Raw genomic sequence first — 18,194 nt, 5'->3', positions numbered from 1 at the left:
CATGCCGCCAGCTGCGCCTATTCCAGCTTGAACAGGACATTCACGCTTTTCTCCAATGCGATGCTGCCCGGCGCGCGGACGGCCGACGAAGGCTCCGTGGGAGGAATAAAGGGCGGCGGCGCGAAACCCTCATTGCCGGAACGCATCAGCGCGCGCTCGATCGATTGAAACGACACTTCCGATATGGCCATGACGGACGCGATCTTCCGGTTGAACGATTTGGCAATGCGCGCCGCCTTCGTCTCCGCATCCCTGGCAGCCTTCAGGTCCAGTTCGGCGACCAGCGCGTCGTGCGCGCTGGTCTTGAATTCCGTATCCATCCGGGTGATATTTTTCATGGCGGCCAGCTCCGACACCAGTGGCGTCCATGCCGCCAAGTCCCGGACCCAGACGCGCAGGTTGCGGTTGATGACGTACATGGGCGGCGAATCGCGTTTTTCCCTGCCTGAATAATCGAGCGTGCGCATGATTTCGGAGGCCTGGATATCCGCTTGCGCAATTTTCACCTTGCCCAGCAACTGGAAGACCTCCGCGGCACCAGCATTGACCACGCCCAGCGTCTTTGCCGCATCGGCGCCCCGGCTGGCAACGGTGATCTCCATGACGGCCATGTCCGGCGGCACTTCCACCTGCGCCGTCCCTGTCTGGAAAATGAAGGGGTAATCGGGCAAGGACGAGGCCTGGGCGGCCATATTCAAGTTAAACAGACCCACCACCAGCAACAGTGCGCGCTTCATGCCTCTCCCATACGATCGAATAATGTTTCGACAATATAGCAGTGCAGATACGAAAAACCAATAGCCCACCCCGTTCAGGCAATACGGGCCGATTCCGGCAACTTCGCCAGCAGCTTGTCCAGGGTCACCGGATAGTCGCGCACGCGCACGCCGGTGGCGTTGTAGACGGCATTGGCGATGGCCGCCGCCACGCCGCAGATACCCAGCTCGCCCACGCCCTTGGCTTTCATGGGCGAGGACATGGGGTCGGTTTCATCGAGGAAGATGACGTCCTGGTGCGGGATGTCGGCGTGCACGGGCACTTCGTAGCCGGCCAGGTCGTGGTTGACGAAGAAGCCGCGGCGCTGGTCAACCACCAGTTCTTCCATCAGGGCCGCGCCCACGCCCATGGTCATGGCGCCGATCACCTGGCTGCGGGCCGCTTTCGGGTTCAGGATGCGGCCGGCCGCGCACACGGCCAGCATGCGGCGCACGCGCACTTCGCCCGTGTCGCTGTCCACGCCCACTTCGACGAAATGGGCGCCGAACGTCGATTGCTGGAATTTTTTATCGAGGTCGCCGTATTCCATATGGTCTTCCGCGACGACATCGCCATGGTAGGCGGCGGCCGCGAGCGGCACGCTGCGCTCGCCCTGGCTCACTTGCCCATCGGAAAAGCGCGCTTCTTTTTCATCGAAGCCCAGCTTGCCGGCGATGGCCTGGCGCAGGCGCACGCAGGCCGCGTAGACGCCGGCCGTGGAACTGTTGCCGCCCCATTGCCCGCCTGAACCGGCCGAGACGGGAAAATCCGAATCGCCCAGGCGCACGACCACTTTGTTCAACGTCACGCCCAGCATTTCCGCCGCCGTCTGGGCAATGATGGTATAGCTGCCCGTGCCGATGTCCGTCATGTCCGTTTCCACCGTGATCACGCCATTGCCATCGAGGCGCACGCGCGCGGCGGACTTCATGACGAGGTTGTTGCGGAAGGCGGCGGCAACGCCCATGCCGACGAGCCAGCGGCCGTCGCGCCGCGCACCCGGCTGCGTTGATCTCTCCTTCCAGCCGAATTCCACGGCGCCTGTGCGCAGGCAGTCGATCAGGCGGCGCTGGGAAAACGGCCTGCTCGGCTTTTCCGGGTCCACTTTCGTGTCGTTCAGGATGCGGAAAACGATGGGATCCATTTTCAGCTTGTCGGCCATCTCGTCCATGGCAATTTCCAGCGCCATCAGCCCCGGCGCCTCGCCCGGCGCGCGCATGGCATTGCCTTCCGGCAAGTCAAGCACGGCCAGGCGCATGGCCGTCATGCGGTTCGGCCCCGCATACAGCAGCCGCGTCTGCATCACGGCCGTTTCCGGCTGGCCACCTTTCAAGTCGCCGGACCACGATTCATGGCCGATGGCCGTGATCTTGCCGTCGCGCGTGGCGCCGATGCGCAGGCGCTGGATGGTGGCTGGCCGGTGCGTCGTGTTGTTGAACATCAGGGGCCGCGTCAGGGCCACCTTGACGGGACGCTGCGCCGCGCGCGCCCCCAGGGCAGCCAGCAAGGCTTCCGCGCGCACGAACAGCTTGCCGCCGAAGCCACCGCCGATGTAGGGCGAAACGATGCGCACCTTGTCTTTCGGTATGCCCAAGGTACGGGCCAAGTCGCCCCGGCCCCAGTCCACCATCTGGTTCGCCGTCCACAGCGTCACCTTGTCCCCTTCCCAGGCGGCAATCGAGGCGTGCGGCTCCATCATGGCGTGCGACTGGTCAGGCGTCGTATAGGTGGCGTCCAGGCGCACGGGCGCATTCGCAAAGGCGCCGGCGAAGTTGCCCGTCTTGCTGTCGGGCTTGCCGTCCTTCGGCTTGGCCGCCGTGCCCTTGGCTTTCGCCAAGTCGAAGGCGCCCTTCTGCTCGACATATTTAACGTCGAGCAACTGCGCGGCCGAACGGGCCTGTTCGAAAGTTTCCGCCACTACCAGCGCGATGGCCTGATGGTAATGTTCAATGTCCGGACCACCGAGCAGGTTTGCCGTGTTCATCTTGCCTTTGCCTAATTTTCCCGCCGATTCCGCCGTCACCACGGCCAGCACGCCAGGCGCGCGCCGCGCGGCGCTGGTGTCGATGGACGCGATGCGGCCCCTGGCAATGGCCGCGCCGACGACATGGCCATAGGCGGCGTGCGGCGCGGCCTGGTTCTGTTCATACGCATATGGCGCCGTGCCCGTGGTTTTCAGGGGGCCGTCGATGCGGTCCGTGGGACGGCCCACGACTTTCAGCTGGTCGATGGGATTGGTGGTCGCAGGTATCGTGAATTTCATGGCCCTAGCCTTTCTTCGCTTGCGCTTCAGCCAGCACCGCGGCAATCGTGCGCTGCGCCAGGGTCACCTTGAAGGCGTTGTCGTCAGTCGGTTTGGCGCCGGCCAGCAACTGCTGGACCACGGCGGCGGCGCCATTCGGTATCGCCTGCTCGGCGCCAGAAATTCTCCACGGCTGCGGCGCGACGCCGCCCAGGGCCAGCCTGCCCGTGCCATTGGGCAAGATGATGGCCGCCACGGACACCAGCGCGAACGCGTACGAGGCGCGGTCGCGCACCTTGCGGTAGACATGCGTGCCGCCGGCGGGCCGGGGCAAGGTCACGCTGGTGATCAGTTCGCCCGGCTGCAGTACTGTTTCCAGCTGTGGCGTGTTGCCCGGCAAGCGGTAGAAATCGGCGATGGGGATAGTGCGCACGGCGCCGTCGGCCCGCACCGTGTCGATGGCAGCGTCAAGCACGCGCATGGCCACGGCCATGTCGCTGGGATGCGTGGCGATGCAAGCCTCGCTGCCGCCCAGAATCGCCAGCGGCCGGCTGAAGCCGGCGATGGCCGAGCAGCCGCTGCCCGGCAGGCGCTTGTTGCACGCCTGGTTGATATCATAAAAGTAAGGGCAGCGCGTGCGCTGCAGCAGGTTGCCGGCCGTCGTCGCCTTGTTGCGCAGTTGCGCCGAGGCGCCGGCCAGCAAGGCGCGCGACAGCACGGCATAATCGCGGCGCACGGTGGCGTGGGCTGCCAGGGCCGTATTGCGCACGAGGGCGCCGATGCGCAAGCCGCCGTCCCTTGTTGCTTCCACTTTATCCAGCGCGAGGCCATTGACGTCGATCAAATGCGTGGGCGTTTCGATCTCCAGTTTCATCAGATCGAGCAGATTCGTGCCGCCCGCGATGAAGCGGGCGCCCGGCGTGTGCAGGGCGGCGGCCGCCGCTTCGGCCGGCGTGGCGGCCTTCTGGTAGCTGAACACTCTCATGCCGGCCTCCCCGCCACCTCGGTGATGGCCTCGATGATGTTGGAGTAGGCGCCGCAGCGGCAGATATTGCCGCTCATACGCTCGCGCAATTCTTCCGGCGTCACCGAGGGGGCCGCATTCAAGTCGGTGCTGACGTGGCTGGGGATGCCCTGGCGGATCTCTGATAGCGCGGCAACGGCCGAGCAGATCTGCCCCGGGGTACAGTAGCCGCATTGATAACCGTCATGCGCGACGAAGGCGGCTTGCATCGGGTGCAGCTTGTCGGGCGTGCCCAGTCCCTCGATGGTGGTGACCTTGGCCCCGTCATGCATCACAGCAAGAGTCAAGCAGGCATTGATGCGCTGGCCATCGAGCATGACGGTGCAGGCGCCGCACTGGCCGTGGTCGCAACCCTTTTTGGTGCCCGTCAGGTGCAGCTGTTCGCGCAAGGCGTCGAGCAAGGTGGTGCGCGTGTCGAGTTCCAGGCTGTGGCGCTGGCCATTGACGTCCAGGCTGACTTGCATCAGGACGGGTGGCGGAGAAATACCGGCCTGGGTGGCCGTATTCACCGCTTCCGCCGCTCCCGCCACGCCGGGCACGGCCGCTGCCGTGGCAGACAGCGCGCCGGCGATCAGCAAACCGCGCCTGCCGGCATTGATGTGATTACACTCTGTCATCTCGCGCTTCCTCCTGGCTGTGGACTGGCTGGGTGGGCGCATGCAGGCCCGAAGCACCAGTCTGACGGCCGGATTCCTACGCGTCTGTACGCGAACGAACGTAAGACATCGGTGAGCGCCTATCCCTGGCGCAAGCGCAGGCTGCGCCGGGTGGTGCCGACGCCCCCCTGCGCCGCGTAACCGGTGTGGCGGGCGCAATGGTCAAGCGCCTGGCGCAGGGCCGTATCGACATTCCGCAAGGACATGTCGTGCCGCTCGGCCACTTCCTGGCGGGTCAGCTCATCCACGCGCAACGCTTCCAGCACTTGCCGGTGGCGCCGCGGCAGCAAGTCGACGGCCTGCGCCAGCCGCCGCACGTCGGCCTGCAGCTCGGCCAGGCGTTCCGGCCCGGCCGCAGTATCGGCGAGGAAATCGACGAGGCCGGCAGCGCCGTCCCCATCGCCCTCGTCCGCATACAGCCAGGCGCGGTTGCGGCGCAGGCTGTCCATGGCCGCATTGCACGCCACGCGGAAGACATAGGCGACGGGGCTGTGCGCCAGCGCCGCGCCGTCCCCGGCCGCCAGCGCGCCCAGCCGCAGCCAGGCGTCGTGCAGGCTGTCGCTGGCCAGCTCGGCGCAGCCCAGGTGGCGCGCCAGGCGCCGGTGCAGGGCCGCGTAATTGCTTTCCAGCACAGCCTGCAGGCGGGCGCCCTGCCCTGGCGGCAGAACTGACAGGGGCGCCACGTCGTTGGCCGCCTGCAGACGGGGCCGGATGGCAGGCCGGCACCAGGCCATGCCGGTATGCCCCGCCGCGCGCAAGGGCAAGACAGCAGCCACGTGGGTCATGCCGGCCATCATGGCGACAACCTGCTGCGCTCTTGCGCCGTCAGCTGGCGCGTGGCCGATTCCGGCAGCGGCCCCAGGCCCAGCACGCGCACGGCGCTGCGCGGGTTGTAATCGGCCGCCTCGATGCGCGCGCCGTCGGCCGGAGTGGCTTGCGCGCTGTCGGGCGGCGCTTCGCTGCCAAAGCCCAGCACGCGCACCGTGAACACGGAGGGCTGCGCCGAACGGGTGGCGGCGCGCTCGCGCTGTACCACTTCCTGCGCCGCCGCCGTGGCCTGTGTCGCCGCCGCGCTGGCGTTCGTCATGGCCGCCACGTTGACGGACGCCACCGTCGGCATGCCCTTCGCTTCGCCCTTGACCTGGATATTCGCCGCGTTCATCACCTTCAGCGCAGCCAGGTTGACGTTGCCCGAGACGCGGATGCCCGCCTCGCCCGCATCGATGGTGCCCAGTGGGGCCAGCAAGTCCACGTCGCCGGCCGGCACTTCCGCGATCGGCGCCAGGGTGGCGATGCCGGCGCCCGTGCTCGGCACGTCGGACGACAGGGTCACGTTGCCCCAGTTGTCATACACGCGCTTGGGCGGCGTGTAGACGATGGTCGACTTCGAACCGCGCCCCGCGTTGATGTCGCCCTGCGACGACCAGCCCAGAATGTCGCCGCCAAACGTCGTCATGATGCGGCTCTGGCCCAACAGGATACTGCCGTGCGAAAACAGGTCGATATTGCCGCCGCCCTTGGTGATGACGCCCGAGGTGGCCGGCGGCGCCTCGCCTTCGATGCCGAACACCTGCCTGCCGCCCGGCGTCAGCAGCTGGATGTCGCCGCCGAAGTTCGTGTGCACGTAGCCGCTGCGGGCAACCATGCGGTCGTTTTTTCCCGAGTCCGAGTTGAAGAGACCAACCGTGCCGCGGTACATGGTGATGTCGCCCGCATACGAAATCGCCTTGCCGCTGGCGTCCGTGGCCGGCGCCAGGCCTGCGATGGCATTGCGGCTGCGCAGGAAACTGCCGTAGCGGGCGCTGTCGGCATCGTTGAACTCGCGCCCGCCCGCCTTCAGTTCCGCGAAATACACCTGGCGGGCGAACACGCGCTGCTGCGGCTCGGCCAAGGCGAGATAAAAGGCCTGCGCCTCGGCGGCCGTGCCCTTGAAGCCGTAGCGTTCATTCAGCCAGCCGGCCAGCTCGGCCGCGTACGACTTCACCACCTTGCCGGCCTGGTCGGCCAGCGGCACGCCCGTCTGCGCCACGTTCGCCGGGTCAAGATACGGCTTGACGAAGCGCAGATAGTCGAGACCGGCCGCGCCCACGCCGGCCTGCATGGCGATGCCGGCGCCCGGACGCTTGTCGCCAGGAACGATGGGGCCGAGGCTGACGATGCTGCCCTTGTCCTGCATCAATATGTTGCGTCCGGCGCTGATATCGAGGGTGCCAGGACCGGCCACGTTGAAGGAGCTGCCCAGGATGTCGCGCCCGGCCGACACCAGCGACACGTCATACGCATTGTTATGCACGAATAAATTGCTGAGATTCCTGAAGCGCATATCGTTGCCGCTGGCGGTGCCGTCGATGGATTCCAGCAGCGCCGTGCCGCTGCTGACGATATCGCGGCCCGCCTTCATCCAGACCGGTTGCGCCCCCTCGTACCAGGTGATGCCCGCGTGCGCGGCATCGGTGAACTCGACGATACGGCCGCTATTGACGCCGATCAAATCGCCGTGGACGGCATAGATGCGCGCCACTTGCGTGCCGCTGTTGGCCGGACCGCTGGCGGAATCGGGGCCGAAGGCGAAGAGCGGATAGCTCGTCCGCGTCGCCGGCGCCCCCGTGCTCGAGACATTGCCGGCCTTTGGCGTGAAATCGGCCTGATTGGCGTTCCATCCCACGAAGGCCGGCTTGAACGGCGTCGCCATGCTGTCCGCGCCGGCGCCGGACTGGCTGATGGCATAGCCGCCCGCATAGATGGAATCGCCGGCCAGCCATTCCAGCTGGGCACTCGGCGATGGCGCCAGCACCAGCGGATCGGCATAGCTGGTGGCGCTATTCCAGCTGGCGGTTGCCTTGCCGTAATACAAGCTGCCATTCGGCGCCGCGACCCGCACGATGGACGGGTAGACGACGGCCAGGTCGGTGGCCGTGCCGACCGGCGCGGTCAGCGGCGTCATGTTGCCGCCGGCGGAGAACAGGTCGAGCGCCGTGCGCGGCGTCCACAGGCTGAACCAGCTGTAGCCGACGCCCGCCTCGCCCTTGGCGCTGGTGAACGCCGATGCGCTGAACAGGGGCACGCGACCGGGGTCGGCCACATCCTGCAGCACCTGGTCGCCCAGCGTCGCCACGGTGAAGGTGGCGTCGCCCGGCACCAGGGTCATGCCGCCCTGCGGCGTGGCGCGCGTGGCCGTGAAGGCATCGTAGGCCCGCGTTTCCAGCGGCACGTGCTGGGTCGGCTGCGAACCGTATTGCAGCGCCAGGCTGCCCAGTTGCGTGGCCGACGTTTCCGCGTGGCCGCGCAAATCGATCAGCGCGCCATTTATGTGACTGAGGCCTGCCGTACCGGCCGGATTGAGGACGCCACCCACGCGCAGGTCGAGATCGCCGCCGCCCGTCAGCAGCAAGCTGCCGTCGGCCTGCACGCGGCCCGTGCCGCCGACAGCCAGCAGCAAGCCCTGCGAACGGGGATTGATGCTGCCGTTATAGGAGCTGCCAGTGAGCAAGGTCTGTACGCCCGCGTCGCCCGCCACCTCCGCACGCAGATTGCCGCCGCCCAGGGTGCCGAAGCCCGTAAAGCCCAGCACGGTGTCGGCCAGGGTATCGCGGCGCACATAGCTGCCGAAATTGATCCACCACGCCGTCGGCTGGGCCGGGCCGCCCGTGGCCACGCTGCCGCTGCCCTGGCGCCACAGCCAGTTGCCCACTGCCGCCGAATCGGCCATGGCATCCTTGCTGACGGGACGCTCGTTGCTGGCGGAAGGCGCGTCGACCAGCGAGCCGCTCAGGTTACCGGCCACCTTCAGCAGCAGATTGCCGCCCTGGTCCGGATACCATGCCCGGTAAATGCTGTCGGCGCCGCCGTCGACCAGGCGCTCATGCGCGCCATCAGGGTTGGCCAGCACCGTGCCGTCCGCATTGCGCGAGCGTGGCAGGTTGAACGGGTCACTTGCGGAGGTCGGCACAGACGACATGCCGGCCGTGTACACGCCGTACAGGCTGTCCACGCGCAGGTCGCCGCCGCTGACCATATCCAGGTCGCCCGTACCCGTGCGCAGCACGCTGTGGCGCAGGCTGGACGGCTTGTAATTGTAGCTGGGGCTGGAGGTACCGCACCAGGTGGGGTTTTCCTCGCACATGGTTGGCCAGCCCAGGCCGTCCAGGTCGACCACGTCGCCCGCCTTCACGCTGGGGTCGGCGAACTCTTCCGCACCGGCCTTGGTCCACACGTATGCCAACTTCAGCACGCACAGGGTCGGGTCGTTGGCGCAAAATACCTCGACAGTCTGGCCGAACTGGCTGGTGAATTCCTCGGTGATGGGCTCGCCCGCCACGATGCCGGGGATGCCCTCGCGCTCGCCCAGTTCCTGCGCTTCCCTGGTCCAGTACTGCACCCCTTTCGGCGGCACGAGCACGCCATACACGCCGTAATGGCTGTCGGCCAGGCGCAAGGTGGCATGCTCGGGATGCGCCTGCACGCTGCGCGTATCGGCCGCCTCCAGGTCGGCGCCCGCCACCAGGCGCAGGCCCCACGCTTGCGAACCTTCGGCCAGCATGGGCGCGATGGCCCACAGCTTGCCCTGGCTGCCCGCCACTTCCGGGCGCAGCTGGATAGACTCCACATTGGGCATCAGCTTGACGTCCATGCCGGACGGAATCAATGCACCCACGGCCAGCGCCAGGTTGCCATCAAGTACGAAGACGCCGCGTTCACCGGCCACGCCAGGCAGCGGCACGCCCTTGGGCCAGGTCATGGCGCGCACCTTGACCGCATGCGCCAGCACGCTGCCCGCGTCGAGGCGCATGCCAGGCGTAAACACTTGTTCCGTCGCCAGCAGGCTGCCGGCCGCGTGGACGATATTGCCGGCGCTGTCGCGCACGGCGGCGGCCAGCACGGTGCCGGCCCGCACCGTCATAGGCTGGTCGAGGGTGACGGCCACGGGCAGGCGCGTATTGGCGGGCAGATTGAAGCCCTTGACGGGCAAGTCGTAATTGAGCGCGATACCGCCCGGAAACAAGGTGCCATCGGCCACGGTCACGCCCTGGCCCGGCACGATGACGTCGCTGCCGTTGATATCGCGCCCTGGCAGCAAGATCCAGCCCTTGTCATCCTGGGTGGCGGGCGGCGGCGCGAAGCCGTCGTTGATGCTGCCGTAGATACTCAGGTCGCCGCCGGCGCGCAGCAGCAGGCTGCCGACCTCGCCCGAACCGCGCACAGCCGTTTGCGGGAAGCGCGGGTTCAGGCTGGCGTAGCGCATGCCCGACAAATCCAGGTCGCCCCGCACCACCAGGTCGCCATCGGGCGTCTTGCTGACGATGTCGACGCCGGGACGCAAGTGCAGCGCCTCGGCATACGCGGCCGTGGTCAAGCCCGCCAGCTTGATATTGCGCAAGTTCGTGTTCGCCAGCGCCGCGTCGATGAAGGCCGTGCTGTCCGCATGCTTGCTGTCGAGATATGCCTGGTTGATCACCTGGTACGGCCGGCCGCTGGCCGACAGGTCCGTGGCGTAGGCCGCGTCGTCGTAGCGCTGCATGGCGTTGACGGCGATCGATTTCGCGCCGCGCACGGTAAAACCGCCACCGGTGGCGATGGCGATATCGCCGAAGGTGGCCGCGTCTGCGTCCGTGCGGGAACCGCCGCTGCCCAGGCGCGGCGCGCTCAGTTCCAGCGTGCCGCGCGCGGCGCCGTCGTGTTCGCCCTTGCCCTTGCCGGCCACGGCCGCCGTGCCGTGGCGCACGTCGATCTGCGCGCCGCCCGCCAGGCTCAACAGGCCCTCGCCCCCGTTCAATTCCACCATGGCCCGGTTCGGGCTGTCGATGATCTTGCCATAGCTGTCGACGCGCAAGAGCGTGCCATGCGCGTCGAGCACGGCGTTATCGGCCAAGGTAATGCCATGCTTGCCGGCCAGGCGGATGCTGCCCACGCGCTCGCCGCTGGCGTCGATCACGCCGGCCACCGTCAGGCGGCCATTGTCAAGCGATACCTGCACCTCGCCCGCCTTGAGTTCATTGCCGATGGTCAAGTCGCCCTGTTTCAGCTGGAAGCTGCGCCCGCCCGTCACGCCGCCCTCGTTCAAACGCCCGTTCAGCGAAGCGAACTGGCTGTCCAGGCTGCCGCCCTCGCCCAGGGTTTGCGCGCGCACGTCCACGCTGCCCTTCTTGTACGGCACCACTGTACCGCCCGCGTCGTAGCTGCCGCTGGCGCCGCCCAGGATCTTGCCCTGCAAGTTCACCATGCCGGCCGCGCCATCGAGCGCCACGGCCTTCAGGCTGCCGGCGCGGTTGTTCACGGCCGACAGGTCGATCACGCTACCCGCGCCCTGGCGGATGTCGCCGGCGCGGCTGTCCAGCGTCACGTCGCCGCCCCAACTGTATTTGTCCACGTCAAAGAAGGTGCTCTTGCGGCCCGCCATGTCGATGCGCGCGCCGTCGGCCACGGTGATGTCGTGCTGCGCGCTGACCGTGAGCTTGCCGCTTGGCAACACCACGGCCGTCGCCACGCTCACGCTGTCGCCGTGCAACGCCAGCTGGGCGCCCAGTCCATCGTTACTCTTGACGGGCGCGGCCGGCGCCGCGCCCGCCGGCGCCGCCACCGTCAGCGCGCCGCCCGCCGTGTAGCTGTGCGCGGAACCGGCGTCGCCCGTCAGCAGCGGGGTGCTGATGTTCAAATTGCCGCCGCTGTACTGGTAGCCCTTGCCCGTTTCATAGGCGCCCTGCGCCTGGTAGACGGACAGGCTGCCCTTGTGATTGGCCGTGACCTGGCCCGACGCTTTCAGGTTGACGTAGCCAAAACCCAGCGCCAGGCGGTCGAACGAGTCGACACCGGCCGGCTGCGTGAACGGGCCGAAGCCGAAATCGATGCGCTCCGCTTCCAGGTTCAAGGTGCCGCTGCCCGTTCCGGCGCCGCGCGTAATCACATTGCCGGCCGGCGACAAGGCGCCGCCCCAGATCAGGTTAGCCGTGCGGATGGTCGCCACGGCATCGGCGCCGCCCTGGCCATACATGGCGGGCGTGGTCAGCACCAGGCGTTCCAGCGTCGATTTGCCGCTCGTCTTGTCGTAGGTGTCGAGCACCACGTCGCCATAGAAATTGACGCTGTCGGCCGCGCTCAGCATCAGCGCCTGCAGGGCCGGCGCGCCCGTGCTGGTGTCGCCGCGCAGCAGGCGGTCCAGCACGCCCTGGTTCATGGCCAGGCCGCTCGAACGCGTGCCGTTGGCCTGGGCCGCCGCCAGCGCCTCGCTGCTGCCCATGTTGATGGCGCCCACGGCCAGGCTCAGGTTGCGCGTGCCGTAGCGGGCCGAGTTATCGAGTTCGAAACTGCCGTTCGTCGACATCAGCAAGGTGCCTTCCGAATACAGGCTGGCTGTTCCTTTGTCCGTGCAGGCGTCGCCGCACACGCCGACGCTGATGCCGCCGCGCGCCGAACCGCCGACCGGCGCCACATTCATCAAGCCGTTCGAGGCGGCCAGCATGTGGATGCCCGCATTGCTCTGGTAAACAAAGCCGTCGTTGGCGTCATAGGCCACCTTGCCGCGTCCCAAGGTGTTGATGCCCGCGCCGGGCGCGATATCGATCAGGCCGGCCGTCCATTCGATATTCCACGGGTCGCGCGCCAGCAGCAGCACTTCCGGCGCCGACAGGACGGCGCCGCTACGCAGATAGATGTTATGCGCCTGCGCCGTGCCAAAACTGATGTAGTTGCCGCCCTGACCATAGATGACGATGGGGGTGGAACCGACGACGATGCGCGCCGCACCGATCGCGTTCAGGCTGGCAGCGTGCAGCGTCACGCCGCCGAAGTCCGGCGTGGCCGATGCGCCGTCGGCGACGATTTCAATGTCTTCGGGGCCGCCCGGGATCACCGACACGGTGCCGCCAAAGCCGCCCGTGGCGGCAGCGAACTTGCCCGTGCCGTCGAACTGGAAGGCGTCGATGCCGGCGCCTGGCGCCAGCTGCAGCTTGAGCGTCTTCGCATCGGCCGGCAGCAGCGGACGGGGTATGCCGCGCGTTTGCGCATCGGCCAGGGCAAACGCGGCATAGCCGGTCTCGTTGTACTGGGAATACGTGCGCAAGACCTTGGCCGGCGTGAGTATCAGCTGGCTGGCCAGCGGCGCGCGGATATCCGTGCCGGCGATCGACAGCGTGCCGGGCGCGGCCCAGGAACCGTTGCGCAGCGGCTGCGCCAGGGTGGCGCTTGCCCCCTGGCCCGCCAAGCCGTTCAACTCCACGCGGAAGGCGCCTGGCAACAAGGCATAGGTCGAGGGCATCAGGGTATAGGTGCCGGCAGGCAAGCCCGGCACGCCCTTGCCTATCGTTACCTGCCGGCCGATGGCCGGATCGGCAGCGCCCTTTTCGCCGCCGGCGGGCGCCTGCGGCGCTTGCGCGCCGGGCACGATGGCGTACACGGGGTTGGTCGCCAGGCCCGGCAAGACGAAGCCGCCATTCGCGCCCACCTGCAGCAGCGGATGATAGCGCGCATCGGTGGAGCCGCCGCGCCCGGAAATGAAGCCGGCGCCCGTCAGTTCGCCGCCGCCGGACAGGTCGAGCAGCGCGCCCGGCTTGACGGCCACCTCCACGCTGGCGATATCGATGCCGACGCGCATGGCGCCGTTGACGGCGGCGCCGCCGACGCCGATAAACTCCGTCTTCTTGCCATCGACATTCCAGCTCTGCCCATCAGCGGTGCCGCCATACGGCATGACCATGCCGGCTGCGCTGACGGAAGTAATACTTCCAGGCAACAAATTGATGCTCAGGCTATTCTCGCTCGCAAAAGTGCCGACGCCCAGATTGATGAGGCCCAGCGGCGCGCGCACGATGCCGCCCTGCTCGATGTGCGCGGCGCCGAACTGCAGCATGCCAAAGGCCGAATACGGCACGGCGGGGATGGTGTCCGTGCTGCGCGCGATGGTCAGCGTGCGCTTCGGATCGTAGCTGATATTGCCCAGCGTTGTGCCCACGCCCGCGCGCACGGCGGCGCCGGCGCCCGTTTCCGGATACAACTGGGCCGCGCTGAGGGTCATGTCGCCCTGCGTGGACAGCACCGTCGTCGGCTGGTTGCCATCCCAGCCCAGCGGGGACAGCAGGAAACGCAGGTCGCCGCGGCTGGTCAGGCGCACGTCGTCGGCGACGATATTGACCAGGCCGCGCACATCGATCAGGTCGCCTTCAAAGCCGATCTGCCTGGCGACCGGCGTTTGCCCCGCCGTGCCTGGTCTGACATAGAAATCGCGTCCGACCGGCTTGATGCTGGCCAGGCGCACATACGGCGCCGCCACCTTGACGCGCGCGTCGGGCGAACTGCCGGGGGCCAGCGCCGGCGCGCCATACAGCTGGAAGCTCTGCTGCATTTTCAGCGTCACGTCGCCGCCAAAGGTGACGGCGCCAAGCAGGGCCAGGTTGCCGAAGCCGCCAGCGTCCACCTGCTCCACCGACAAGCGGCCATGGCCGTACTGGAGTGCCTGCTCGCCGTCCTGCGCACTGATACCTTCGGCCAGGTCGCTGGCAAGCTGGCGCTGCGTGAGGATCAGCTGGCGTCCCTGCAATACCCTGGCCTGCGCCAGCTCCTTGCGGTATTCGGGCGAACCCGTGGCCACGGACAGGCTGCCGCCCGCCGCGCCCGCGCCGCCCGCCCTGGCCAGCAGCTGGCCATCGAGGTACAAGCCATTGTTCGATGCCAGCGCGATACTGCCGCCCGCGCTGGCCACGTCGATGGCGTCGCCATTGATGTCGAGCACGGCGTGCGCGCCGGACGCATCGAGCACGGCGCCGTCGCGCACGACGACAAACAGGCTGGCCGCCGAGGTGCTGCCCTGCGCATGGTCGATCTCGCCGCCGACGACGATGCTGCCGCCATCGACCACCTTGCCGTAGCGCCGGCCCTGCGCATCCGTGGCGCTGACGGCGCGCGCGGCCACGTCGAGCACGGCATGCTCGCCGATCCAGATGGAGCGGCCATGGCCGGCCGCCTCCACCGCTTCGGACACAGGCCGGTCGACGCCGACGCCGCCCAGGCTGATCTTGCCGCCCCAGGCGTTCAGGCGCCCGTCCACCGTCAGCTGGCCCACGCTGGACAGCTTGATGGACTGGCCCGCATCGACGCTGACCACAGCATTCTTGCCCACCAGCAGCTCGGCGATGGCCATGTCGGCCGCGCCGGACTGGATATCGCCCACCTGCACGGCCAGGCTGGCGCCCTTGCGCTGCGTCAAAGTGCCCTTGAGCGGGTTTTCCGTGACCTGTTCCGGCGTCCACAGGGCCAGTTTTTCATTCTCCACCACGCGCAGCACGGGCATGCGCACGTCCACCTGCGTGCCGTCCGCCACCGTCACGCCCTGCTTGCCGACCAGGCTATAGCTGGAAAAACCCTTGTCGAAGAAGCCGCCATCCAGCTGCACGGTGCCTGCCTCGGGTTTTTCAATGTGGCCGATCATGATCTTGTTGGCCTGCAATTCCAGCTTGCCGCCGCCCTGCACGCCATGGCCGCGCACTTGCGCGCCTTCGCCCAGCGCCAGGTCGGCCGTCGCGCCATAGCTGGCCAGGGTGACGTTGCCGCCCTTGCCGCCCTGCTGTTTCGCCTGCGCCAGGATGGCCGCGCCCGAGCTCACGTCGATCAGGCTGCCATTGCCGATGCGCACGTCGCCGTACGTCCGCAACGATACGCTGCCGCCGTTCAGGTATGGCAGGCCGGCGGCGGCCAGCGGATCGCGCAGCACGTTACTGAGCAGACCGCTGGTATCGAGGCTGACGCCATCGGCCAGCACCAGTTTGCCCGGGGGGACGCCCGGATTGACGAAGGTATCGAGCATGCCCAGCGCACCGATCTGGTTCAGCACGTTGCCGGCCGCGATGCTGCCGCCACGGCTGCGCAAGCTGGCGTTGATGGCCACTTCCTTGCCGAACAGGGTGATATTGCCGCCATCGGCCACCTGCAGCGCGCTGTCGACGGTGATCGCGCCTTTCGCGGCAATGCGGACGGCGCCCAGTTGCTGGCTGTTGAGCAAGTTGGTGTCGAGCAGCAGCTTGCCCTGACGCTCTGCAGCCAACACGTCGGCCACGTCGAGGCCGGCGGCGATGCCGTCCTGCACGCGCGTCAGGCGCACCTCGTCCATGACGGCCGACAACGCATGCTGCAGCACGCCCGTGCGCTTGTCGAACATCGGCTGATACTGGCCGACGATCAATTGCCCCCGCTGCGCGGCCGCCAGCTGCGACTGCTGGTAGCCGTCGAGCACCGCTTGCGGCGCCTGTGCCTGGCGCTCGCCCTGGAAAACGTCGCCCGCGATGCTGCCTTCCAGCACGGCCGAACCGGTAGCGACCACCAGCTTGCCTGCGTCGCGGCCCACCGTATAGCCGTTTTCCAGGCGTTTTTGCGCGGCGATCAAAGGATTGGCATAGAAGGCGCTGGCATCCTTGCCCCAGCGCGCATGCTCTTCCTCGTAACCCTTGTACACGCCCGCATACGCCAGGTCGGCGGGCGCGCTGCCCGCTTCATACAGCTTGCCGTCCGCGCCCTTCAGCCAGGTCTGGCGCAGCGCGCCCGTCTGCACGTCAAGCGTGCCGCCCGACAGGTTGATGCTGGAGCCAAGCTGCGTGACGACATCCTTGCCGCCAAAGCTCACCGTGCCGCCCTGCGCCATCCATTCGCTGACGGAATGCCCCTGCGTGCCCAGGTAGCCGGCCACTTCCAGCAAGCCGCCGGCCGTGTACCAGCGGTCGCTGTCGTAGCCGTTCGTGCCTTTCGGTACGAACACGAGCTTGCGGCGGTCCACCCAGATATTGTTGTTGATCAAGGCCTTGCCGTCGCGGTTGACGGGCGCGTCGCGCTGCTCGTTGCCCTGCACATTGATGTCGATATTGTTCGCCTCCATCGCCACCTTCACGCCGACGGCGCCGGAAACGTCGAGCTGCGCCCCGTCGCGCACGAGGCTGCGGCCGGCCGCATTGACGGCGATCTGGCCGCCCGTGGCCAGGGTCAGCGAGTCGCCGAGGAATTCCACCGTGCCGGCGCTGCCGATCTCGATGCGCGACTGGTCGCGGCGGTCGTTCACGGCGAGGATGTTTTCCGTGGACGTCACGGCGGGGCCGCGCATGGCGTCGCGCTGGCTGTCGAGCGCCGTCGTCTTGCCGTCATCCTCGACCAGGATGGCCGTGGCGGCGCCGCGTCCCACGGTAACGGCAGCGTCGCTGCCCAGGGCATTCAGGTGGATGGTGCCGCGCGTGGCCGTGGTGGTGGTGGCGAGCAGCACGCCGTCCTGCTGCACCGTGCGCCCGGCCAGGGTGACGTCGCCTTCGCGCGCCTGGATCAGGCCCGTGTTGACGACCTTGCCCGCCGTGCTGCCGGCCGCGAACTGCGGCACGACTTCGCTGCCGCGCGTGGTCGACAGCGGATTGCCATCCGTGCCCACGCCTTTTTTAATGCTAAAGCTGTCGCCGGCAGCCAGCAGGGCCTGGCCCTTGGGTGTGCTGATCTCGCCCCCGTTGTGCACTTCCTTGCCCAGCAGCATCACATAGCCGCCCCCTTCCGTGCTGCCCTTGGGCGCATTGCTGGCGATGCGCGCCCCTGCCTGCACCTGCACCTTGCCGGCCGCATCCGTGAACGTCGAGGCGCCGGCCGTGCCGGGACTGTAGATGCCGTTTTTCTGGAATTGCGTATCGCTGACGCGGGCCGCGGCCGCCACCAGGCTGCGCGTGTCGACCTGGCTCGTGCCCGTAAACACGATGCCGTTGCGGTTGACGAGCAGCACCGTGCCATCGGCCTTGATCTGGCCCTGGATCTGGCTGGGTCGCGCTTGCGGATCGTTGACCCGGTTCAATACGGCCCAGTCCTTCTGCTGCTGGAACGTCAGGGTCGTATCCTTGCCCACATTGAATGTTTCCCAGTTCAGGATGGCCTTGTCCGCCGTCTGCTGCACCACCACGGCCGTCTTGCCGTTCGCCACTGTCTGCACGGGGCCCTGGGCATTGAGCCATCCTACCGTCAGGCTGTTGGTGTCGACCTGCAAGCCGCCTTTCACGAGACCATCGGGTGCGCCGGGCAGCCCGGCTGCCGCCTGGCGCGCCTGCGCCTGGGCCGATTGCTGCGCGGCGATGGCGCGCGCAGCCAGGTTCAGGTTGTTGAGCGAGCGCTGCAATTGCTGGTTCGCCTGCTGTTGTTGCCCCTCGGGACGGCTGCCCAGCGGCAGCGGCTGGCCATTCGGCAGGCGGCCCGAGGTGGCCGCCGTATTTTGCGCCGCGCCCTTGGCCGCGAACCAGCCGCCGCTGAATGCCTGCTGCGCGCGCGCCGGCGTGGTAAAGGCGCCCGCCATCAGCATGGTGGTCAATGCGTAAGCGAGCGGCGTGAGCCGCAAGCGGCTGCCCAGCGTGGAGGACCGCTGCGCGCCCGTGTCAACGGTGGGGACTGGGCGCTGGGCAGTGTGAAGCTTGGTCATGGCAATGGTTTCCTGGCTAGAGAGAAGGGAACGGAGCCTGGCGGTAGCGCAAGCGTCCATGCCTCCATGACGTAGCTGGGCGGCGGAAGGGATAATGTTTTT

The 18,194-nt window shown here is 67.7% G+C and carries 6 protein-coding genes; all 6 read right to left on the bottom strand.

Going from position 1 to position 18,194, the window contains the following annotated elements; translation table 11 throughout:
- Nucleotides 1-17: 17 nt before the first annotated feature.
- Nucleotides 18-737 carry an SIMPL domain-containing protein gene (locus tag U0004_RS14145; protein WP_081345615.1) on the bottom strand — a complete coding sequence of 240 codons (720 nt, stop codon included), beginning with the start codon at nt 735-737 and terminating at the stop codon, nt 18-20.
- Nucleotides 738-811: 74 nt separating this feature from the next.
- Nucleotides 812-3,019 carry an aldehyde oxidoreductase molybdenum-binding subunit PaoC gene (gene paoC / locus U0004_RS14140; protein WP_070256414.1) on the bottom strand — a complete coding sequence of 736 codons (2,208 nt, stop codon included), beginning with the start codon at nt 3,017-3,019 and terminating at the stop codon, nt 812-814.
- A 4-nt stretch (nt 3,020-3,023) separates the two neighbouring features.
- The gene (locus U0004_RS14135) at nt 3,024-3,983 is read right to left on the bottom strand and encodes an FAD binding domain-containing protein (protein ID WP_070256416.1); all 960 of its coding nucleotides are present in this window, start codon (nt 3,981-3,983) and stop codon (nt 3,024-3,026) included.
- Nucleotides 3,980-4,639 (bottom strand): aldehyde dehydrogenase iron-sulfur subunit PaoA, encoded by a 660-nt coding sequence (paoA, locus tag U0004_RS14130; RefSeq protein ID WP_070256419.1) that lies wholly within the window; start codon nt 4,637-4,639, stop codon nt 3,980-3,982. The genes U0004_RS14135 and paoA overlap by 4 nt, the downstream gene beginning before the upstream one ends.
- A gap of 119 nt (nt 4,640-4,758) precedes the next feature.
- Nucleotides 4,759-5,475, bottom strand: coding sequence for an RNA polymerase sigma factor (locus tag U0004_RS14125; RefSeq protein ID WP_070256421.1), 717 nt, complete (start codon nt 5,473-5,475; stop codon nt 4,759-4,761).
- Complete coding sequence (locus U0004_RS14120; RefSeq protein WP_081345616.1) at nt 5,472-18,092, bottom strand: filamentous haemagglutinin family protein; 12,621 nt, start codon at nt 18,090-18,092, stop codon at nt 5,472-5,474. Before U0004_RS14120 ends, U0004_RS14125 begins: the two co-directional genes overlap by 4 nt.
- Nucleotides 18,093-18,194: the final 102 nt, after the last annotated feature.

This window comes from Janthinobacterium lividum (genome assembly GCF_034424625.1).
Classification (GTDB): domain Bacteria; phylum Pseudomonadota; class Gammaproteobacteria; order Burkholderiales; family Burkholderiaceae_D; genus Janthinobacterium; species Janthinobacterium lividum.
The sequence above is the reverse complement of the archived record's forward strand: the minus strand, read 5'-3'. Positions and strand labels throughout refer to the sequence as shown.